Genomic DNA, 21,116 nt, shown 5'->3' with positions numbered 1-21,116 from the left:
CCGGTCGAGTGCCGTCAGGCGTTGGAACTGACCGTAGCTCCCTCGCGCACGTCGACGGTCGTCCCGCCCGTGTCGGCCGCCTGGCCGACCACCGCCGCGTCACCGGGCTTCGCCAGGGCGTCAGCGGCCTCGGCCGCCTCGACGGCCTCCGCCTCGGCCACGGCCGCCGCGACGTCGGCGTTGATCTCGTCGTCACTGACCGACGTGCCCTGCAGCTGGTCGGCCTCGGCGTTGATCTGCGCCACCTCGGCCTGCAGCCGGCTGCTGCCGTCGGCGAACGCCTGGGCCACCTCGGCCGACGAACCCGACGCCAGCGCCGTGACGGCCTTGATGAGCGTGTCGAGCTGGGCCTTCATGGCCGCGTCGCGCTTCGCCGAGGCCGCCGCGAACGCGGTCAGGTCGGCCTGCGTCTTACGCGCCAGGGTGGGGTAACGAACCATCAGCCCGAAGGTGATCTTGTCGCCCTCCTTGTAGGGCTTGCCCCAGATCTTGGCGTCCGTGGAAGTGAGCTTGACCTGATCGGTCCACTTCATGTCGTCCTCTTCCTCCAGCTTCTTCTGCAGCACCGTGCGGGCCCGCTTGACCATGGCCGCGCTCACGTTGATCTCGAAGTGCATCCCGTCGACCCGGCCGACGTAGTCGTTGCCCCAGCGGAAGACCTTGTGCCCCTTGCCGTCCGTGACGGCGGCGAGGATCTTGTGCACCTTGGCGATCTCACTCCTGGTGAAGGTGCCCTTCACGCCCAGCGGGTGCTGGGTGGCGTTCAGATCCCAGGCGGTCGCGCTGGCGTGGTTGCTGATGACGGACGAGCCGCGCACGTTGCGCGCGGCCCAGGACCAGTCGTCGAGCACCTTGCCCTTGATCGGCTCAACCTCTTTGCTGAAGCGTTCGATCAGGTACTTCGCCAGGAAGGCGACGTCGGAGTTGGCCGCGGCGAACCGGCCCCCGGCTGCGGTGAACCAGGTCAGCCGGTTGCTCGACAGGACGGGCCACCCGTTCTGCGAATGTTCTGCCATATCGCCCGGAGTCTAGGGGCGCATAGAGTTGAGTGCATCCGTGGGCGAAGGGGCTTGTGGCGATGACAGTGCACCCAGACAGCAGTTCGGCTGAAATCCTGTGGCATCCCGATGCCGAACGGGCGGCGCGGAGCCAGATCGCTGAATTCGGGCGGTGGCTGGGCGATCACCGTGAGGTCGTCGTCGATCCGCTGGACTACGCAGCGTTGCACCGCTGGTCGGTGCGGCATGTCGGCGATTTCTGGTCGGCGGCGGCAGAATTCCTCGGCGTCCGCTTCGGTGCGAAGCCGGTGCGCCCCCTGGCCGACGCGAGCATGCCCGGGGCGCAATGGTTTCCCGGGGCAACACTGAACTACGCCGAGCATGCGCTGTCCCACGACGGGGCGGCCGTCATCTTCGTCCGGGAAGACGGCCTGGAGCAGCAGCTGACCTACGCCGGGCTGCGTGACCTGGTCGGCCGCGCCCGCACCGGCCTGGTCGATGCCGGTGTCGGCCGCGGCGACCGCGTGGTGGCCCTGGCTCCCAACGGCATCGCGGCCCTGGTGCTGTTCCTGGCCACCGCCTCGCTGGGCGCGATCTGGTCGAGCTGCTCACCCGACTTCGGGGCCCGGGCCGTCACCGACCGGTTCGCCCAGATCGAGCCCAAGGTGCTGTTCGCCGTCGACGGATATCTCTACGGCGGCAAGCGTTTCAGCATCCGTGACACCGTGACCGCCCTGCGTGAGTCGATGCCCTCGCTGACCCGCACGGTGATCCTGCCCTACCTCGATCCCGGCTCCCGGCCTCGGGCCGGTGAGATCAGCTGGGCCGAGTTCACCGCCCGGCCCGGCGAACTGGCCTTCGAACCGGTGCCGTTCGACCATCCGCTGTGGGTGCTCTACTCGTCCGGCACCACCGGCCTGCCCAAGGGCATCGTGCAGGGCCACGGGGGCATCCTGCTCGAGCAGCTGAAAACCCTGCGGCTGCAGCACGACCTGCGCCCGGGCGACGTGCTCTTCTGGTTCACCACCACCGGCTGGATGATGTGGAACTTCCTCGTCGGCGGTCTGCTGGCCGGCTCCACGATCCTGCTGTACGACGGCAGCCCGGCCTTTCCCGACGCGTCCCGGCTCTGGGAACTGGCGGCCCGGCACCGCATCAAGCTCTTCGGGGTCTCGGCGCCGTTCGTGCAGGCGGCCTCGCGTTCCGGTCTGAGGCCTGGTGAGCAGTTCGACCTCAGCGCGATGGAGTCCCTCGGCTCCACCGGATCGCCGTTGTCGCCCGAGAACTTCCGCTGGATCGGCTCGGCCGTCGGCGAGCACGTGCGCATCTGCTCGGTGTCCGGCGGAACCGACGTCTGCACCGCCTTTCTCACCGGCGCACCCACCGTGCCGATCTGGCTGGGTGAACTGTCGTGCGCGTCACTGGGTGCCGACGTGCACTCGCTCGACGAGGCGGGACGCGACCTCATCGACCGCGTCGGGGAGCTCGTCATCGGGCAGCCGATGCCCTCGATGCCGGTGGCCTTCTGGAACGACCCCGACGGAACCCGCCTGCGCGAAGCCTATTTCGAGACCTATCCGGGGCTGTGGCGGCACGGCGACTGGGTGCGGGCCACGCCGCGCGGGTCGTTCGTGATCTACGGGCGCAGTGACTCCACGCTCAATCGCGGCGGGGTGCGCATGGGCACGGCCGAGTTCTACTCCGTGGTGGAGTCCTTGGCCGGCGTGGCCGACTCGCTGGTGATCGACGCCGACGAGCTGCTGTGCTTCCTCGTTCTGCACGAGGGGGTTTCGATGGCGGACGTGGAGGCACCTCTGCGGACGATGCTCCGGTCCCAGTTGTCCCCGAGGCACGTGCCGGACCGGTTCATCGCGATCCCGGCCGTGCCGCGCACGCTCAACGGCAAGAAGTGCGAGGTTCCGGTGAAGCGGATCCTGAGCGGGGTGCCGGTCGAGCAGGCCGTGAGCCGTGACGCGCTGGCCGACCCGGACTCGCTCACGCCGTTCCTGGCCCTACTTCGTCCCGAGGGCGGTCGATCTTTGGCCTGACTCTGCACAAAGAATTACCCGCTGCAGTGATTCTGTGACACGAGGTGTTGTCACGCATCGTCCGGCTTGTTACCTTTTGGAACGGACATCGGCGTCGCAGGTGACCCGGTGCGCGTGCCGGGGAGGTGCCGACAATGGCTGTCGGGCTGTGGCTGGTCGGGGCCCGAGGGTCCATCGGAACCACCGTGACGGCGGGGCTCGCGCTGCTGCCGACGAATGCGTCGACCACCGGAATGGTCACGGCGCTGCCCGAATTCGCGGACGTGGGCCTGCCCGATCCGGGTGACCTGGTGGTCGGCGGGCACGACGTGAGCGAGGTGCCGCTGGCCGAGCGGGCGGCCGGGCTCGCGCGGGCCGGGGTGCTTCCCGCGAACGTGCTGTCGCTGGTGCGGGCCGACCTCGAGGCGGCGGACACGCGGGTGCAGCCGGGGGTGCGGGGCGGCGGTCGCCCGGGGATCGAGCAGATCCAGCGAGACCTGCGCTCTTTCAGTTATCAGCATCACCTCGAGACCGTCGTGGTGCTGAACATCGCTTCCACCGAGCCTCTTTCGGCTCCGTTCGGTGGCACGCTCGCCGAGCTGGACTCCGCCCTCGATGCCGGTGAAGACCCTCTGCCCGCCAGCGCCCTCTACGCCTACGCCGCACTGGACGCCGGGCTGCCGTTCGTCGACTTCACCCCGTCCACCGGGGCGGCGGTCCCGGCCCTGCACCAGCTGGCCCTCGACCGCGGCACGGTCTACGCGGGGCGCGACGGCAAGACCGGCGAGACCCTGGTGAAGACGGCCCTGGCCTCGATGTTCGGCAGCCGGAACCTGACCGTGACGTCGTGGGCGGGCCTGAACCTGCTCGGCGGCGGTGACGGGCGGGTGCTGGCCGATCCCGACCGGGCCGCGGCCAAGCTCGCCTCCAAGGCCCGCTCGGTGCGCGAGACGCTGGGTGAAGACGTGGTGGCGCCGGTGCACATCGACTACGTCGAAGATATGGGGGAGTGGAAGACCGCCTGGAACCAGGTGCGTTTCACCGGTTTCCTGGGCACGCCGATGACCATGCAGATCACCTGGCAGGGCTGCGACTCGACGCTGGCCGCGCCGCTGGTGATCGACCTGGCCCGGCTGACGGCCCGGGCGCGATCGGTGGGCCGCGTCGGGGCGCTCGACGAACTGGGCTTCTTCTTCAAGGATCCGCTGGGCAGCGACGAGCACCGGCTCGACCGCCAGTTCCGGCGCCTGGTGGCCTGGGCGCAGGGGCTGCGCGACCTGGCGCCGGTGGTCGCGGTGCCGTCCACGGTTCGTCCCGGGCGTTCGAAGGTGGCCCGGCGTATGGACGCGGTGGCGGGCCTGGGCGCGCCGGTGCGGGTCGACGGGGTGGCCGGGCGGGGCGAGGGAACGGGCTGGGTGGGTGCTCCGGTCACGAGCCTCGACGCCCGGGGCATCGGTGAGGCGTGAACGTCTACGCCGACCTGGTGCGGCTCCCGGCGGTGCTGAGTGCGCCGGGTGACGCGCTGCTCGGGGCTGCGGCCGGTGGTCGCGCGGGGGTGGTCCGGCCGACGGCGTCGGCGGCCTTGTCGTCGGCGCTGACCTATATGGCCGGGATGGCCCTCAACGACTACGCGGACCGGCACGTCGACGCGGTGGAGCGCCCCGGGCGTCCCATCCCCTCCGGGCGCATCTCGCCGGGGAAGGCCCTCGCCGTGGGCACCGGACTCCTGGCGGCGGACCTGGTCGTGGCCTGGTGGGGATCGGGCCGTCGGGGGGTGGCCTGGTCGCTGGCCACCTCGAGCGCCGTGATCGCCTACGACTTCGCCGCCAAGGACACCCCGGCCGGTCCGGCGACGATGGCCCTCTGCCGGTTCCTCGACGTGCAACGCGGCAGCCCGAGCGTGCGGGCCGCGGTGTGGCCGGCCGCGCTGGTGGCCGCTCACACCTACGCGATCACGCAGGTCAGCCGGCACGAGGTGAAGGGCGCAGACCCGGCCGTGGGCCAGGTCTCGGCCGCCGTCACCGCGATGGTGGCGGCGGCCGTCACCGCCTGCGCCCCGGGCCGGAATGCACTGGTGACAGCCGTCGCCACCGGGACGTATCTGGTGCCGTCGGTGCGGGCCTCCCTGACGGCGGCCACGGACCCGACACCTCAGCACGTGCAGAAGATCGTGAAAACGGGGGTTCTGGGCATGATTCCGCTGCAGAGTGCGCTCATCGCGGCGCACCGGAAACCGGTCACGTCCGTCGCGCTGCTGGCTCTCTGGCAGGGCGCGCGCACGCTCGCGGCCCGCCGGCGGGTGACCTGACGTGCCCGGCCTGCGGTACGCCTACGTCACCAACGGTCTCGGCGACCACCGCCTCGACGATGCGCTGAGCCTGCTCGCCGACCACGGTTACAAGGGGGTCGGGCTGACGCTCGATCACCATCACCTCGATCCGTTCGGCCCGGACCTGCCCCGCAAGGTCGCCGTGATCGCCGACAGACTGCGTGATCTCGGTCTGGCCGTGGTGGTCGAGACCGGCGGCCGGTTCGTCATGGACCCCCGTCGCAAGCACGAACCCACCCTGCTCAGTGACGAGGGTCGCGACCGGCGCGTCGAGTTCCTGCGTATCGCCACCCGTGTCGCGAACGATCTGGGGGCCGAGGCGGTCTCCTTCTGGTCGGGCGCCCGTCATCCCTCGGTCGGGCCCGGGCTGGCCTGGCGCCGCGTGTTGCAGGGGTGTGAGGCCGTGCTCATGACGGCCGAACCGCTGGGTGTGAAGCTGGCTTTCGAGCCGGAGCCGGGGATGTACATCGAGTCGGTCGACGACTGGCGCGCCCTGGACGAGCAGCTGAGCCACCCGCTGTTCGGGCTCACGCTCGACATCGGGCACTGTCTGGTCACCGAGAAGCGGCCGGTCCCTGAGGTGATCGAGCAGGTGCGTGACAACCTCACCTACGTCCAGATCGACGACATGCCCCGGGGTGTGCACCAGCACCTGAACTTCGGTGAGGGTGACGTCGACTTCCCGCCGGTGATGAGGGCACTGAAGGGTTTCGAGGGGCTGGTCGCGGTCGAGCTGTCGCGGCACTCGCACACGGCGCACACGGCGGTCCCGCGGGCGATCGAGTTTCTCCGTCACGCCGAACACGTTCGTCCGCGAGAGGATTTCACATGAGGGCAGCGATGACGGACGCGTCGGGAGACCGGGCGTGAACGGGGACGTCTGGGTTCGCGAGTCACTGGTCCGGATCGAGGCCGATCCCGCCAGCATCCGCCGGTTGTTCCCCATGGTCACGCGCAAGGTCGGCGCCGGGCACGAGCAGGTGCGGGCGCGACTGCTGCGGGCCCTGCCCGACCGCAGCGAGCTTCCCGGCCTCTACCGTTACGGTGACGTTCACGAGCGCCGGGCCGTGATCGCGTCCGCCGCGGTGCTCGGGGTCGATGACACTCTGCTCGAACTCGCCCGAGACGCGTTCCGCAGCAACGATCCCCGGCTCGTCACGGCGTCGGCCGCGGCTGCCGTCGTCGAGCGGCTGAGTGACGACGAGGTCGACCAGGTACTCATGAAGTGCGTGTTCATGGGCATCGACCTGAGTGAGGTGCCGGCGCTGACGGCCCGCGCCACCGCCCGCACCTCGAAGATGGTGGCCGGGTTCGCGCTGGAGCGGATCGTGGCCGGCCGCGACGTGGCACCCCAGCTCTGGGGCGTGATCGACCGTTATCCGCCGGACGTCGAGATCGCCCAGATCGAGCGGCAGCTCACGGCCGACGACCCGGAACGGCGAAGGGCGGCGGCGCAGGCCCTCGCAGGAAGAGGCTGACATGAGGATCTTCGAGCCCCACATCCACATGACGTCGCGCACCACCGACGACTACGAGGCGATGGCCGCGTCGGGGGTCACCGCTCTGGTGGAGCCCGCGTTCTGGCTCGGCCAGCCCCGGTCGGGCGCCGGGTCGTTCGTGGACTATTTCAACGCGCTGATCGGCTGGGAACGCTACCGGGCCGCGCAGTTCGGCATCGCGCACCACTGCACGATCGCGTTGAACCCGAAAGAGGCCAACGACCCGTCGTTCCGGGCCGAGGTGATGGACCTGCTGCCGCGGTACCTGGCCAAGGACGGCGTGGTGGGTGTGGGGGAGACCGGGTACGACTCGATCACCCCGGCCGAGGACGAGCTGCTCGCCCGGCACCTGGAGCTGGCTCTCGAGTTCGACCTGCCGGTGCTGGTGCACACGCCGCACCGCGACAAGCTGGCCGGCACGCGCCGCACGCTCGACGTGGTGAAGGAGTCGGGCCTCGCACCGGAACGGGTGCTGATCGACCACAACAACGAGCTGACGGCCCGGCTGGTGGTCGAGAACGGTTTCTGGGCCGGCTTCTCGATCTACCCCGACACCAAGATGGACGAACGCCGCATGGTGCTCGTGGCCAAGGAGCTCGGTCTGGCGCGGATCATCGTGAACTCCGCCGCCGACTGGGGCCGCAGCGATCCGCTCAAGGTCGCCAAGACCGCGCAGGCCCTGCTGGCGGCGGGGTTCAGTCACGCCGAGGTGGAGGGCGTGGTCTGGGGCAACCCGGTCGAGTTCTTCGGTCAGAGCGACCGATTGGACCTGACGCCGCCGTTGAGAGATGATCTTTCGCAAGGCAATTCGATCCTTCGGGGGGAGCGAAGCTGATGCGGTTCCGGCATCCTGACGGCAGTGTGATCCACCTGTCGTACTGCACCAACATGCATCCCGCCGAAGACCTCGAGGGCATCCTGGCGCAGTTGCATCAGTACGCCGGGCCGGTGCGGCGCAGCCTGGGCTGGCCGCTGCTGGGGGTGGGGCTGTGGCTGCCCGCGCCGGCGGCCCGGCACCTGGCGCAAGACCGCAAGGCGCTCGATCTGCTGTGGCGTACCCTCCGGGCCGAGCAGCTCGAGGTCGTCACGCTCAACGGCTTCCCCTACCGGGCCTTCCAGGCCGAGGTGGTGAAAGGTGCCGTCTACCGGCCCGACTGGCTGAAGCGCGAGCGGCTCGACTACACGCTCGATCTGGCCTCGATCCTGCACCAGCTGCTGCCCGGCGACGCGCTCTCCGGCAGCATCTCCACGCTGCCCTTCGGCTGGCGCACCCGGTTTCCCGACGGCACGGCGCCCGCCGACGCCGCGATGCTGGGCGTCGCGACCGAACTGCAGGCGCTGGCGGGGGAGTACGGGCGCCCGGTGCGGCTGGCCGTCGAGCCGGAACCCGGGTGCGTGGTCGAGACGATGGGCGCCGGGGTCGCCGCGGTCTCGCGGCTGGGGGTTCCCGGGTGGATCGGGATGTGCCTGGACGCGTGTCACCTGGCCACCCAGTTCGAGGACGTTCCCGACCTGGGGGAGGTGTCGATCTACAAGGCCCAGGTCTCGAACGCGCTGCGGGTCAACGGAGACGAGCGCGAATGGCTGGGGGAGTTCGCCGAGCCGCGGTTCATGCACCAGATCCGCCAGCAAGACGGCTACGGCGAAGATGATCTCGACATCGCCACGGTGAAGTCGTTCGACGCGGAACAGGAATGGCGGGTGCACTTCCACCTCCCGCTCGACCAGACGGTGAACACCACGCAGCCCGAGCTGGTGAACACGCTGAGGTACCTGGTCGGCGAGGAGCGGGCGCGCACCACCCACCTCGACGTCGAGACCTACACGTGGTCAGTGCTCCCCGGGCCACAACGTCCGCAATCGACGCATGATCTGGTGAAAGGCATTGCCGGGGAGCTCAACTGGACCGCCACCCAACTCGCCGCCCTGGGCCTGGAGCCGATCCGATGACGAAGAACCCGGTGCTCGTGATCAATGTCGTGGGTCTGACCCCGCGGCTGCTCGCGCACATGCCGCGCGTCGCCTCCACCGGATTCGTGGCGAACCTGGGCACCGTGCTGCCCGCCGTCACGTGCAGCGCCCAGGCCACGTACCTCACCGGCAAGCTCCCGTCCGACCACGGAATTGTCGGCAACGGCTGGTATTTCCGTGATCAGGGCGAGGTCTATCTGTGGCGTCAGCACAATCGGCTGATCGAGAGCGAGAAGGTCTGGGAGACAGCGCGTCACCACCGGCCCGGGCTGACCGCGGCGAACATCTGCTGGTGGTACGCGATGGGCGCCACCACCGACTGGACCGTCACCCCGAGGCCCATCTACTTCGCCGACGGCAAGAAGGATGCCGACTGTTACACGCGGCCTCCGTCACTGCATGACCGGCTCACGGGTGAGCTCGGCCCCTTCCCGCTGTTCACCTACTGGGGGCCCACCGCGTCCATCCGCTCGTCGGCCTGGATCGCGAACGCGACCCGCCGGCTGATCAGCACCGAAAGACCAGATCTGGCACTCTGTTACCTGCCTCATCTCGACTACGACCTGCAGAGGTTCGGCCCGCACAGCCCGCAGGCGGTGGCCGCGGCGCAAGAGATCGACGCGGTGGCGGGTGATCTCATCGCCTGTGCCCGGGGTATCGGTTACACGGTGGTCGTGCTCTCGGAGTACGGCATCACCGAGGTCGACCGGCCGGTCGACGTCAACCGCCTGCTGCGGCGAGAAGGGCTGCTCGAGGTCTACACCCAGGCGGGTATGGAGTATCTCGACCCCTGGACCTCGCGGGCGTTCGCGGTCTCGGACCACCAGATCGCACACGTGTACGTGAACGATCCTCGTGACGTGCCCCGGGTGCGGGAGCTGCTGACCGCTCTGCCGGGAGTGGAGACGGTGCTCGACGCCGACGGCAAGAAGGAGCACGGGCTCGACCACGCGCGCAGCGGTGAACTGGTGGTGGTGGCCGACGAACGGTCGTGGTTCACCTACTACTACTGGCTCGACGACGCGCGGGCTCCCGACTTCGCGCGGGGTGTCGAGATCCACCGCAAGCCCGGTTACGACCCGGCCGAGCTGTTCATGGATCCGGACGACCGTTTCGTGAAGGCCCGCGCTGCTCTGACCCTGGCCCGGAAGTTCAGCGGGCTGCGTTATGCGATGAGGGTGGTGCCGCTCGACCCGAAACCGGTGCGCGGGAGTCACGGTCGTGCGGCGGTGGATCCCTCGGACGGTCCGGTCCTGCTCTGCTCCGACTCATCCGTCGCAGCAGCATCGTTCGAAGCCACGGCCGTGCGCGACCTGATCCTGGAAGTCCTGCTCTGAGGTCACCGAATGCCACTGGTTGACTCCCGTTCATCCTCTGGTCGACCCTGCCTCACCCCCGCTTGAAAAGCTCCGCCCGACCAGGCAACAGATCGTGAGGAGTGACGTGGGTAAGAGGCAGACCGGGGTTCGCACCGCAGCCGTGTTCACCGCGACGGCACTGGCGGGGGCGGCCCTGGCGGCCGTCGCGCAGCCCGCCAGTGCGGGGTCGTCGCACGGCCGGTTCTTCTCCCGCACCGACACCTACGCGGTGTACCAGAACCGCCCGGCCGGTGCCGCGGTGTCCGACGAGACGGTGGCCGAGATCTCGACCGTCACCAAGGACGGCAAGACGATGATCTACACCGATGCGGCGGGCAGGCGCATCGGTTTCCTCGACATCTCGAACCCGGACGAGGTGAAGGGGCTCGGCACGCTGTCGCTGGCCCAGCTGGGCGACACCGAGGACGAGCCCACGTCGGTCACGGTGGTCGGTGACTACGTGCTCGTGGTGGTCAACACCAGCAAGAGCTACACCGAGCCGTCGGGCCGGGTCGATGTCATCCGCGTCTCCGACCGCACGCGGGTGCGCAGCATCGACCTCGGTGGCCAGCCCGACTCGATCGCGGCGAACAAGGCTGGCACCCGGGTCGCGATCGCCATCGAGAACGAGCGCGACGAGGAGGCCACCCCCACCGGTGGTGAGGAGGGCGACCTGCCGCAGCTCCCGGCCGGTTTCGTGCAGATCCTCGACCTGAGCCGGCCGGCCGACCCGGCGACGTGGACCGCGCACAAGGTCTCCCTGGTCAACGCCGACGGCTCGGCGCTGAAGTCGTTCGCGGACGCGGGGATCGACACCCCGATCGACCCCGAGCCCGAGTACGTCTCGTTCAGCGACGACGGCCAGCTGGCCGTGACGCTGCAGGAGAACAACGGCATCGTGCTGATCGACGCTGCCTCTCACCGGGTCAGCAAGGTGTTCAGCGCCGGCACCGCCTCGGTCTCTGGCATCGACACCGAGGACGACGGGGTGATCGACCAGACCGGCTCGATCAAGGACGTCCCGCGCGAGCCGGACGCCGTGGCCTGGCTGGACAACCGCTACCTGGGCACCGCGAACGAGGGTGACTGGAAAGGCGGTACGCGCGGCTGGACGGTGTTCGACTCGAAGACCGGCAAGGTGCGCTGGGACTCGGGCAACGAGCTGGAGAAGCTCGCGGTGCAGATCGGGCAGCACTCCGAGTCGCGGGCGGGCAAGAAGGGCATCGAGCTCGAGGGCCTGGCCACGGCCGACTTCAACGGCCAGAAGTACGCTTTCGTGGGTTCGGAGCGCAGCAACTTCGTCGCGGTCTACGACATCTCGAAGGCTCGCGACCCGAAGTTCGTGCAGGTGCTGCCGACGACGAACGGGCCGGAGGGCATCCTGCCGATCCCGTCGCGCGGTCTGCTGGCGGTCTCGAGCGAGGTGGACGACGCGGACGCCGGGGTGCGTTCGTCGGTGGCGCTCTACGAGCTGGGTGCTTCTTCGTCGTCGTACCCGCAGATCGAGTCTCGCGAACGTCGTGGTGCACCGATCGGCTGGGGCACTCTGGGTGCCCTGTCGGCGGTGCCGGACTCCCGCGACCGCCTGGTGAGCGTGACGGACGCCGGCTACAGCACCACGGGCATCCTCACGATCGACACCTCGTCGAAGCCGGCGCGGATCACGAAGCGTCTCGACGTCACCGATTCCACGGGCAAGGCGGTGGCGCTGGACGCAGAAGGCATCTACGCGCGTCCGTACTCGTCCGGTGGCGGTTACTGGCTGGCGGTGGAGGGTGCGACCGGCGCGGAGAACAAGCTGGTGCGCGTGGACAAGCGCGGTGTGGTGGCCCAGACGGTTCCGCTGCCCTCGGACGTGGCGGTGGGCCTGAAGTCGCAGGGTTTCGAGGGCGTCACGGCCACCTACGACCGTAACGGTGAGCACCTGTTCGCGGTGGTGCAGCGGGCGTCGTCGAAGGACCCGGCGAACGTGGCCCGGATCGGCCGCTACGACGTGAAGACGGGCAAGTGGACGTGGTTCGGCTACCAGCTGGAGACCACGACGACGGCGGGCGACTGGATCGGTCTGTCGGAGGTGACGGCGCTGTCGGACGGACGGCTGGCGGTGATCGAGCGCGACAAGCTGAACGGCCCGAACGCGAAGATCAAGCGGGTCTACACGGTGACGCTGCCGTCGAAGGACCCGGCGCCGGGGACGCTGCCGGTGCTGTCGAAGAAGCTGGCGGTGGATGTGCTGCCGTTCCTGCAGGCGGGGAACGGGTGGACGCAGGAGAAGCTCGAGGGTCTGACGGTGGGCGGTGACGGTCAGGTGTGGATCTCGACCGACAACGACGCGCTGGACGACTCGACGGGCGAGACGGTGTTCATGTCGATCGGCAAGGCGAACAAGATCTTCGGTAAGAAGTGACCTGAGCTCCTGCTTCTGGAAAGGCCCGCAGCTTCGGCTGCGGGCCCTTCCGCTTTTCCGACGGCTCGCCGCGTCTTAGGCTCGCCGCGTCTTAGGCTCGCCGCGTCTTAGGCTCGCGGCGTGACCGAGACCGTGACGATATCTATGTGGACTCGGCCCAACCACTGTTCGCAGCCTGGACCCCATCCACCTTGAGCTTCCTCGACCCCGGCGAAGTGGCTCTCGTCGCGAGAACGCTGGCCTCTACAGACCCGGATCAGGTCATTGCAGGCCTGGCGCTCCGGCCTCCGAGGCCCGAGAGAGTCCTGCTTTCGATCATCGATAATCGAAAGCAGGACTGTCCCGCTGATCCGAACTACTGGGGCGGCCCGCCGCTGAACACCCGATCTGTGCGGCCCCGAGAGGATTCGAACCTCCGACACAAGCTTGAGGAAACCTCTGCTCAATCTTCTGAGCCGGGGCACGGATGCAGTCGGAGAAGTCTTGACGTCCAGTTCTGGATCGGCCTCGGCCACAGGGGCAGAGAGTTCCTCAAAGGGAATCACCAGTTTCAGTGGCCATGCGCGACCACCTGTCAGGGCTTTCCTTCGCGGTGATGTGCGCTTCAAGTATCACGCCAGCCACAACACCACCCCCGTCACCCCGCTCAGCACGCTCGCCACCCCTGCCCGCACCGCGTCCCCGCACCGCTCGGCCGTGAAGGTCGCCGGGTCGAACTCGGACGACGCCTGCAGCTCCGCACCGCGGTAGGCAGCTCCCGTCCAGTCCACCGCCGTGACATTCGCCGTCGGCTCGCCGGTCTCGGCCCCGATCACCAGGAACTCCTGGTCGAGGTGACTCGCGCTCACCAGGGTCAGGGGGTCGATCAGGGCATTGCCCGCGCTGATCACCAGGTCGCCGTTCATCCCGATCGCCTCGGTGATCCTGGGGACGAGGTCGTGCTCACCGGTGCCGTCGACCGTACGCAGGTCCACGTCTTCCGCGGAGGCCCAGGACTCGACCGCCGAGACCAGCGCCCGGGTCGGGGCGTCGTCGCCGGCCGTCAGCAGCACCACGCGGAAGCCCTTCGACGGGCGCACCTCGTCCCACGAACCGGGTGCCGGGGTGAAGGTGGCCTCCGGGCCCGGGGGTGAGGCGGGGTCGGTGAAACCGGCTCCGAGAGCGCCGATCGCGGTCGGCATCGGGCGGGACTGCGACCAGTCACCCGATCCGCAGGCCGCGGTGGCGAGCACCGCCGCCAGAAGTACTGCCGCCGGAAGTACAGCCGCCGGAAGTACAGCGGGCCAGGGGCGCACGGGCTCCTCCTTCATGAATGCGTCCGTACTTCTTACCCCCTTGAAGACGTCCAACCCGATCGAGACCGTTTCGGGCCGGAGTGTTCCGTCTCTGTTGGCCGAGGCAACGTTATTCATTCACCTGGAACGGGAAGGTTGCTCGCGCCAACCGTAAGGAGTCCCATGTCCAGCCGCCCTCTCCGCGCCGCCGTCCTCGGGGTCGTCGTCGCCGCGGGGATCGTTCTCGGTGCGGCCCCGGCTCAAGCCCACGGCTTCACGTCCGTGGTGTACGTCGACGCCACCGCACCCGAGAAGAACCACGTCACCACCGAACTCGGCCTCGAGTACGACCTGCTCGTCGTCTCGGCCGCGGACGCCGCCCAGGAGGACGCGCTCTTCCAGGACGGAACCGCCGCCTTCGAGAGCGGCGACGCCACCGCCCAGGCCCAGGCTCTCGAGAAGCACACCGCGGTGGTGACCGACTACGTCACCCAGCGGTTCCAGGTGAACGGGTGCACACCTTCCCTCAGTGAAAGCATGGGGATCAAGCAGCGCGAGGGCGTGCCCTACGCCTTCCTGACGCTCGACCACGCCTGTACCTCGGACGATTACGTGGTCACGAGCAAGCTCTTCCCCGACAGCGAGACCTTCGTCCGGGACACCAGGACGATCGTCACCTACTCGGTCGGCGGACTCCACGGCTCCGCCGCCCTGGACGCGTCCAACCCCTCGTTCGACCTGTCGCAGAGCGGTTTCCAGCGCTTCCGGGAGTTCTTCAAGCTCGGCGCCGAGCACCTCTACGAGGGCCCCGACCACCTGCTCTTCCTGCTCGCCCTGATCGTCGGCTCCCGTCGCCTGCGCGAGGTCGTGCTGGTCGCGACCTCGTTCACCCTTGCCCACTCGGTCACGTTCATCCTGGCCGCCCTCGGCCTGGTGAGCGTCTCGGGCGACGTCGTCGAGCCGATCATCGCGATCTCCATCGCCGGCGTGGCCGCCTGGTACCTGTGGCGCCTCTTCCGGAAGGGCTCGAGGGCCTCCGACATCGATACCGGCGAGAGCCATTTCAGTCTCGACCGGGCCGGATGGACGCGTCTGGGCGTGGTCTTCTGCTTCGGCCTCGTGCACGGGCTGGGTTTCGCGGGGGCTCTGGGCATCGACGAGGCGTTCTCCTGGTCGCTGCTCTGGTCGCTGCTGGTGTTCAACATCGGGATCGAGGCGGTGCAGCTCGGCATCATCGCCGTGATCTTCCCCGTGCTCGCGCTGATGCGTCACCGGGCCCCGACCGCGGCGGTGTGGACGAGCGGCCTGATCTCGGTCGTCGTGACCGTCGTCGGCCTCTACTGGTTCGTGGAACGCGTCTTCTAGATAACGAAATGGCACACAGTGTCATGTCTTACGACGATCACCCCCAGAAACAGTGGGGCCGTTCACCGTTCGTTCATCGCACCGCTGAACATTGAGCCCGCCTCATTTCTGTTCACCCTGAAAGGGATGAATCAACGTGTCTCACAAAGACGCTCGCCGGCCGCTGCGGCTGGCCCGGCCGATCGCGGCGTGCGCGCTCGGTCTGGCCGTCGCGGTCGGTGGATTCGCCGCTCCCGCGTCGGCGGCCGACACGGTCAACCTGACCGGTGTCATTCTCGGTGTCGGTGCCGACGAAACGCAGCGCATGGTGTCCTGGTACTCCTCGGGCGACACCACGCAGGCTGTCGAGGTGGCCCCGGCCGCCTCGGTCAAGGACGGTGAGTTCCCCGCCTCCGCCAAGAGCTTCTCGGCGGTCGGCGGCGCCAACATCGCCTCGAGCGGTGGCTACAACCGGAACGCCACGATCACCGGTCTGGCCGAGAACACCTCGTACTCCTACCATGTCGGGTCGGAGGGCAACTGGTCGAAGGCCTACACCTTCAAGACCCAGGACTTCGACGGGGACTACGACTTCCTGTTCCTCGGTGACCCGCAGATCGGTGCGTCCGGCAACGTGGCCAAGGACCAGGCCGGCTGGGCGGACACGCTGGCCGTGGCGACCAAGGCCAACCCGGACGCCGAGATCCTGGTGTCCGGCGGCGACCAGGTCGAGACCGCCAACACCGAGACGCAGTGGGACGCCTTCCTGGCTCCCGACCAGCTGCGCTCGATCCCCTGGGCGGCGACGATCGGTAACCACGACGTCGGTGGCAAGGCCTACGAGCAGCACATGGCGGTGCCGAACAACGATCGCTCGGGTGCGTACTACTCGAACGGCAACCCGTCGTCGAACACCTCCGGTGGCGACTACTGGTACATCTACAAGGACGTGCTGTTCATCGACCTGAACAGCAACAGCTACGCCACCTCTCAGGGTGGTGGCGGTGACGAGGCACACCTGGGCTACGTCACCGACGTCATCAACAAGCACGGCAACGAGGCCAAGTACAAGGTTCTCGTGTACCACCACGCGATCTACTCGCCGGCCAGCCACGCGAAGGACAGCGACGCCAAGGTCCGCCGCGTCGACTTCCCGACCACCTTCTCGAAGCTGGGTGTCGACCTGGTTCTGCAGGGCCACGACCACGCCTACACCCGTAGCTACCTGATCAAGAACGGCGAGAAGGCGGACGCGGCCGAGCGGCCGGGGGCCGAGAACGTCTACCCGGGTCCGGGTGGCGTGCTCTACGTGACGGCGAACTCGGCCTCCGGGTCGAAGTACTACGGCATCACGGCGCCGGACAACAGTGGGACGAGCGGTGCCGGTAACGGCGCCGACCCGCTGAACCCGGGCAACTACTGGTACAACTCGGTCCAGAACCAGGAGAACACCCGCACCTACGTCAAGGTGAAGGTGCGCTCCGACGAGCTGGTCGTCGAGAACATCCGCAGCGAGACGAACGTCGGCTCCACGGTCGACAAGGTCACGGTGCACCCGTACCACGGTGAGGGCCAGGAGATCCAGGTCAAGGTGCCGAAGGCCGCCCCCGGTGAGTTCGGGTGGACGATCGACGGCAAGAACGGCCTGGTCGACATGGGCACGGCACAGGACAAGGACGGCAAGTACCTCGGCGCGACCGGCACGATCAACCCGATCGCGGTCACCGACACCCGCAGTTCCCAGGCCCCGTGGTCGATCTCGGCCTCGGTGGGCGACTTCAAGGACGGCGACAAGACGTTCTCCGGGTCGTACCTGGGCTGGACCCCGGAGGTGGCGCAGGCCGGCGCCGGGGCCAAGGCGGGTGCCGAGGTCGACTCCGGCCTGGACGGCGGTGACGGTCTTTCCGTCTCCCGCACCCTGGGTCAGGCCGACCAGGGACACGAGAAGGGCGAGGGCAAGCTCTCGGCCGACCTCGATCTGAAGATCCCGAGCAGCGTCGAGACGGGTAGCTACCGCGCCACCCTGACCATCACCGCGCTCAGCAGCTGATCCACCCGGTGGGGCGGTCCCGTACCGGGGACCGCCCCACCGACTCTCGAGGAATGAGCCGGTTCGTGAAGACCGTAAAGATGCTTGCCGCCATGGTTCTGGCCGCGAGTGCCGCCCTGGTGGGTGCCGCACCCGCGTCGGCCACCACGTCCACCATTGCCGCTCCCACCGATGACGTGACCTGGACCGTGCGCACGGCGTCGAACGACCTGGGCGAGAACCGCACCAGTTTCAGCTACGACATCAGGCCCGGCGACACGCTCGAGGACGCCATGGTGGTGGCCAATCGTGGCAAGACCCCGCTCACCCTGGGGGTCTACGCGGCCGACGGATTCACCACCGAAGCCGGCCAGATGGACCTGGTGACGAAGGACGCGGAGTCGATCGCGGTGGGCTCGTGGGTGCGGCCCACGTCCGACAACGTCACGATCAAGCCCGGCAAGAGCGCCGAAGTGCCCTTCAAGGTAATGATTCCCGAGAACGCCACGCCTGGCGACCACGCCGGTGGCATCATCACGTCGCTGGTGCAGGAGGACTCCGAGGAGACCATCAACGTCGACCGGCGGCTGGGCATCCAGATCAAGCTACGCGTGGACGGCGACCTGAAGCCGGGTCTCGCGATCGAGGGCCTTTCCGTCGAATACCGGGGCACTCCGAACCCGGCCGGAAAGGGTGACGCTGACGTCAGTTACACGATCCACAACACCGGCAACGCGATCCTGTCGGGTCAGGGGAACAGCACGATCACGGGCCCGTTCGGCTGGTTCGAGGCCGACGGTGACGCACAGGTCGTGCCCGAGCAGCTCCTGCCGGGCGAGAGCTGGAAGGTGACGGGCGTCGTCCATGATGTCGTGCCCTCTGGCCGCCTGACCGCGAGAGTGACTCTGGTGCCGATCATCACCGATGCGGCGGGTTCGAGCACGACGCTCCCGCCGGTGGTCGAGACCGCCACCACGTGGGCACTGCCGTGGACGCTCGGGCTGCTGATCGTGGTCGTGGTCGCCCTGGTCGTGGGAATGGTGGTGCTGTCGCGGCGGCGTCGCCGTCGTCGGCAGGAGCTTGAGGACGCGCGGGTCGACGCGGCGGTCAAGGAGGCCTTGGAGACGCGGTGACCATTCCGGGCCGCAGCAGTTCTCGGTCCTGTCGACGGCGCATCGGCACTGAAAGTCCTTCCGAATACGCTGACGTCTGGCTTCCGGGAAGCTGACGATTTCCGAAAAAGTGTTTCGCTGAGGCTTTTTGGCTCGTCGAGCGAGTTTCGGCTCCGGTCGCCCACCGGCGTTCGTCCTCCTAGCCTGACAGCAGTCGAGCGATGGACGAAGGAGCAACGGTGAGCCAGGCCCAGGACGTGAAGATGGCGGACAGCCGGGACATGGTCGGAGCGCACGACATGTTCCGGCTCCACTACGGAAAGCTGCCCGCGCTCGTGCGGGGCGTCGCGCCCGGAGACGTGGAGCGCGCCGGAGTCGTGACCGGCCACATCGAGCTGCTGGCCGCTCTGCTGCACGGGCATCACGGCAGCGAGGACGACCACGTGTGGCCGCTGCTGCACGAGCGCTGCCTGGAGGAGGTGCAGCCGCTGGTCTCCACCATGGAGGCACAGCACGACCAGCTCGACGTGGGGCTGCAGGAGCTGGTGGCCGGGGCCCGGAGCTGGGCGGTCTCGGCGGGCGAGGCGGAGCGCGACGCGCTGGCCGCCGTTGCCGACCGGGTCGACGCCGCGCTCCGGGAGCACCTGGAACTCGAGGAGAACCAGGTGCTCCGTCTCATCGACACGTACCTGACGGACGCGGAGTGGAAGGCCACGGTCGCGGCCGCCTCGGGCAAGCTGACACCCGAGAGCGGTGCGCTGGCGATCGGGATGATGCTCGACCAGGCGGACGCGCCGATGCAGGAGATCATCCGCGAGGGGGTGCCGGAGGAGTTCTGGCGCGAGGTGCGGCCGGCGGCGGTGGCTGCTTACCAGGACTACGCGAAGCGGGTCTACGGCTGAGCCTCATGAGGCCGCGTTGAGCAGGTCCAGGGCGCTGAGCTGGCAGGTGTGGCCGGTGCCGGAGTGGCCGTTCGTGACCGGGGCCCAGTCCCAGCCGTAGAAGTCGGCGGCGTTGCGGTCCGTGGACCAGGCACTGTCGGCGTTGGTCTTCAGGTAGCTGGAGTAGGCGCTGTTCGTGCTCTTGTTCAGTACGCCCAGTCCACGGATCGCGGCGCCCTTGAAGGTTCCGCCGTCCTGGTCGCAGTTGTTGCCGTTCGGCGGCTCCTGCAGCACGCCGGCCGGGGACAGGCCGGTCTTCGAGGTCATCGCGTCCGCGATCGAGCGGGCCTTGGCCAGCGTGGTGGCGTCACCGGTGGTGCGGTGCAGCTCGGTGAGGGCGTTCACCAGCACGCCCTGGTTGTACGTCCAGGTGGTCGATCCGTTGTTCTTGCAGGTGCTCATGTTCAGGCCGTCGTTGACCAGGTTCTGGCCGTTCACCAGGCCGGACTCGTTGAACCACTTCCAGCCCGCCTGAGCCCGGCCGCGGTAGGTGGTGTCACCGGCGATGCGCTGGCTGAGCTGGGCGTTGAGCTGGATGTAGAGGCTGTTCTCGATCGCGTTCTTGGCCTTCTTGTCGGTCTTCCACCAGACCCCGCCGCCGCACGTGGTGTCCCAGTACTGCTGCAGGTGATCGGCGTCGGCCCGGGCGGTGTCGAGGTAACGCTGATCCTTGGTCAGGTCGTAGGCCTTGATCCAGGCCAGGCCCCACCAGGCGGTGTCGTCGAGGAACTCGTTGCGGAACTGGCCCGCGTGGGCGTTCTTCTGCTTGTCGTAGGTGTTGGCGATCGCGTACCGGTAGCTGCCCATCGAGCTGCTGCTGATGTTGTCCATCACCGCGGTCAGGGCGTTGGCGCTGGTCCACCACGCGTTGTTCGCGAAAAGCCCGGTGTTCTGGTCGTAACCAGTCATCAGGGCAGTGGCGGCGGCGGTGCTGCGGGTCGACGCGTTCCAGGTGCTGCGGGCCCAGGGGGTGCAGGCGATCTCGGTGCGGTCGCCGGCCTTGCCGCAGGCGCGCACCAGCCCGACGCCGCGGGTGTTCCAGTCGTCGACGTTGAACTGGGTGGTGCGGGCGCTGCGCTCGGTGGCCTTGGTGGCGCCGAGCCGACTGCCCGCGCTCCAGGTCTTGCCGCCGTCGAACGAGCGGTCGAGCCACACCTCGTCGGCCGGGTTGCCGGTCTCGAGCGAGGCCCAGGCCATCGAGTCGGCGTCGTTGACGTGCAGTTTCACACTGCGGCCGTGCACCGCGGCGTTGACGGGGATCCGGTCGCCGGCGGCGGACGCGGCGTCGCGGCCGTCGCAGTAGCGGTTGCAGATCTGGCCGGCGGCGGCCTGCGTGGACGCGGTCTGGGCCTCTGCCTGGGCCTGGGCCTGGGTCTGGGCCGACGACGACATCGGCCACTGGATCACGACGCCGACGGCCAGCGCACCGGCGGCGGCCACGGAGGCGAGCTTGAACCTGGAGGGACGCATCCGGGGAGGCTAGGGGCGGGTGCCCTAAGCGTTGTGGTCGCGCGGGGTTAAGAGCCGCGCAAGGGCGTGGGCCGGGCGCCTGAACAGGGCGGATGCGGAGTTGCCCGGGCTCTGCGATAGCCTGGACCCGCGCCTTGCCCCCGTAGCTCAGAGGATAGAGCAGAGGTTTCCTAAACCTTGTGTCGGAGGTTCGAATCCTCTCGGGGGCACCACTGGTCAGGGCCGGGAAACCGGCCCTGCATTGACACTCATTGCCCACAGCATGCGGCCAGGCACTGCCGCATGCTGTTCGGCGCGTCGAAGTGAACCGCCGCGGCGCTGTCCCGTGCCCCTGGCCGCGACGATCCGCAGGCCCTG

Annotated in this window: 16 protein-coding genes and 2 tRNA genes; 14 read left to right on the top strand and 4 right to left on the bottom strand. The window is 68.6% G+C overall.

The features are described from left to right. Positions 1 to 14 precede the first annotated feature (14 nt). Positions 15 to 1,016: a M15 family metallopeptidase gene (locus J2S57_RS07870; RefSeq protein WP_307239986.1), complete on the bottom strand. Its 1,002-nt coding sequence runs from the start codon at positions 1,014 to 1,016 to the stop codon at positions 15 to 17. Positions 1,017 to 1,078: 62 nt separating this feature from the next. Between J2S57_RS07870 and J2S57_RS07865 the strand changes: the two genes are divergently transcribed. The 9 genes from J2S57_RS07865 to J2S57_RS07825 all read left to right on the top strand — a co-directional run bounded on the left by J2S57_RS07865 (position 1,079) and on the right by J2S57_RS07825 (position 12,589). Next, a complete protein-coding gene (locus J2S57_RS07865; RefSeq protein WP_307239985.1) occupies positions 1,079 to 3,046 on the top strand; it encodes an acetoacetate--CoA ligase in 1,968 nt (655 codons plus the stop codon). 134 nt (positions 3,047 to 3,180) lie between these two features. Then, entirely contained in the window at positions 3,181 to 4,491 is a 1,311-nt protein-coding gene (locus J2S57_RS07860) for an inositol-3-phosphate synthase (RefSeq protein WP_307239983.1), read from the top strand. Further along, the gene (locus J2S57_RS07855) at positions 4,488 to 5,333 is read left to right on the top strand and encodes an SCO3242 family prenyltransferase (RefSeq protein ID WP_307239981.1); all 846 of its coding nucleotides are present in this window, start codon (positions 4,488 to 4,490) and stop codon (positions 5,331 to 5,333) included. The genes J2S57_RS07860 and J2S57_RS07855 overlap by 4 nt, the downstream gene beginning before the upstream one ends. 1 nt (position 5,334) lies before the next feature. Beyond that, a complete protein-coding gene (locus tag J2S57_RS07850; protein WP_307239979.1) occupies positions 5,335 to 6,186 on the top strand; it encodes a sugar phosphate isomerase/epimerase family protein in 852 nt (283 codons plus the stop codon). Between the two features lie 34 nt (positions 6,187 to 6,220). Further along, complete coding sequence (locus J2S57_RS07845; RefSeq protein ID WP_307239976.1) at positions 6,221 to 6,832, top strand: EboA domain-containing protein; 612 nt, start codon at positions 6,221 to 6,223, stop codon at positions 6,830 to 6,832. Position 6,833: 1 nt separating this feature from the next. Then, positions 6,834 to 7,688: a TatD family hydrolase gene (locus tag J2S57_RS07840; RefSeq protein ID WP_307239974.1), complete on the top strand. Its 855-nt coding sequence runs from the start codon at positions 6,834 to 6,836 to the stop codon at positions 7,686 to 7,688. Continuing rightward, on the top strand, positions 7,688 to 8,803 hold the full coding sequence (gene eboE / locus J2S57_RS07835) for a metabolite traffic protein EboE (RefSeq protein WP_307239972.1): 1,116 nt from the start codon (positions 7,688 to 7,690) through the stop codon (positions 8,801 to 8,803). The genes J2S57_RS07840 and eboE overlap by 1 nt, the downstream gene beginning before the upstream one ends. Then, positions 8,800 to 10,161, top strand: coding sequence for an alkaline phosphatase family protein (locus J2S57_RS07830; RefSeq protein ID WP_307239969.1), 1,362 nt, complete (start codon positions 8,800 to 8,802; stop codon positions 10,159 to 10,161). Before eboE ends, J2S57_RS07830 begins: the two co-directional genes overlap by 4 nt. Before the next feature lie 106 nt (positions 10,162 to 10,267). Further along, positions 10,268 to 12,589: an esterase-like activity of phytase family protein gene (locus J2S57_RS07825; RefSeq protein ID WP_307239967.1), complete on the top strand. Its 2,322-nt coding sequence runs from the start codon at positions 10,268 to 10,270 to the stop codon at positions 12,587 to 12,589. Positions 12,590 to 12,982: 393 nt separating this feature from the next. On the opposite strand, the gene J2S57_RS07820 is transcribed toward J2S57_RS07825, so the two are convergent. After that, positions 12,983 to 13,051 (bottom strand) — tRNA-Arg (locus J2S57_RS07820). A 149-nt stretch (positions 13,052 to 13,200) separates the two neighbouring features. Further along, complete coding sequence (locus tag J2S57_RS07815) at positions 13,201 to 13,899, bottom strand: type 1 periplasmic-binding domain-containing protein (RefSeq protein ID WP_307239965.1); 699 nt, start codon at positions 13,897 to 13,899, stop codon at positions 13,201 to 13,203. A gap of 147 nt (positions 13,900 to 14,046) precedes the next feature. Between J2S57_RS07815 and J2S57_RS07810 the strand changes: the two genes are divergently transcribed. The 4 genes from J2S57_RS07810 to J2S57_RS07795 all read left to right on the top strand — a co-directional run bounded on the left by J2S57_RS07810 (position 14,047) and on the right by J2S57_RS07795 (position 19,250). Then, positions 14,047 to 15,228, top strand: coding sequence for a HupE/UreJ family protein (locus J2S57_RS07810; protein ID WP_307239963.1), 1,182 nt, complete (start codon positions 14,047 to 14,049; stop codon positions 15,226 to 15,228). A gap of 136 nt (positions 15,229 to 15,364) precedes the next feature. After that, the gene (locus J2S57_RS07805; RefSeq protein ID WP_307239960.1) at positions 15,365 to 17,257 is read left to right on the top strand and encodes a purple acid phosphatase family protein; all 1,893 of its coding nucleotides are present in this window, start codon (positions 15,365 to 15,367) and stop codon (positions 17,255 to 17,257) included. A 65-nt stretch (positions 17,258 to 17,322) separates the two neighbouring features. Then, a complete protein-coding gene (locus J2S57_RS07800; protein WP_307239958.1) occupies positions 17,323 to 18,369 on the top strand; it encodes a WxL protein peptidoglycan domain-containing protein in 1,047 nt (348 codons plus the stop codon). A 218-nt stretch (positions 18,370 to 18,587) separates the two neighbouring features. After that, complete coding sequence (locus J2S57_RS07795) at positions 18,588 to 19,250, top strand: hemerythrin domain-containing protein (protein ID WP_307239956.1); 663 nt, start codon at positions 18,588 to 18,590, stop codon at positions 19,248 to 19,250. 3 nt (positions 19,251 to 19,253) lie between these two features. Here the strand turns inward: J2S57_RS07795 and J2S57_RS07790 are convergent, their stop codons facing one another. Continuing rightward, positions 19,254 to 20,759, bottom strand: coding sequence for a glycoside hydrolase family 76 protein (locus J2S57_RS07790; protein WP_307239954.1), 1,506 nt, complete (start codon positions 20,757 to 20,759; stop codon positions 19,254 to 19,256). Between the two features lie 136 nt (positions 20,760 to 20,895). Here J2S57_RS07790 and J2S57_RS07785 point away from each other — a divergent pair. After that, positions 20,896 to 20,971 (top strand) — tRNA-Arg (locus tag J2S57_RS07785). Positions 20,972 to 21,116: the final 145 nt, after the last annotated feature.

Origin of the sequence: Kineosporia succinea, from assembly GCF_030811555.1 — a bacterium.
Lineage (GTDB): Bacteria > Actinomycetota > Actinomycetes > Actinomycetales > Kineosporiaceae > Kineosporia > Kineosporia succinea.
This window is presented reverse-complemented; position numbering and strand designations above follow the sequence as displayed.

Excerpts from the sequence above, each read along its gene's own strand:
- J2S57_RS07870 (WP_307239986.1), bottom strand. The coding sequence starts at position 1,016 with ATGGCAGAACATTCGCAGAACGGGTGGCCCGTCCTGTCGAGCAACCGG.
- J2S57_RS07815 (WP_307239965.1), bottom strand. The coding sequence starts at position 13,899 with ATGAAGGAGGAGCCCGTGCGCCCCTGGCCCGCTGTACTTCCGGCGGCT.
- J2S57_RS07840 (WP_307239974.1), top strand. The coding sequence starts at position 6,834 with ATGAGGATCTTCGAGCCCCACATCCACATGACGTCGCGCACCACCGAC.
- J2S57_RS07830 (WP_307239969.1), top strand. The coding sequence starts at position 8,800 with ATGACGAAGAACCCGGTGCTCGTGATCAATGTCGTGGGTCTGACCCCG.
- J2S57_RS07860 (WP_307239983.1), top strand. The coding sequence starts at position 3,181 with ATGGCTGTCGGGCTGTGGCTGGTCGGGGCCCGAGGGTCCATCGGAACC.
- J2S57_RS07790 (WP_307239954.1), bottom strand. The coding sequence starts at position 20,759 with ATGCGTCCCTCCAGGTTCAAGCTCGCCTCCGTGGCCGCCGCCGGTGCG.
- eboE (WP_307239972.1), top strand. The coding sequence starts at position 7,688 with ATGCGGTTCCGGCATCCTGACGGCAGTGTGATCCACCTGTCGTACTGC.
- J2S57_RS07810 (WP_307239963.1), top strand. The coding sequence starts at position 14,047 with ATGTCCAGCCGCCCTCTCCGCGCCGCCGTCCTCGGGGTCGTCGTCGCC.
- J2S57_RS07865 (WP_307239985.1), top strand. The coding sequence starts at position 1,079 with ATGACAGTGCACCCAGACAGCAGTTCGGCTGAAATCCTGTGGCATCCC.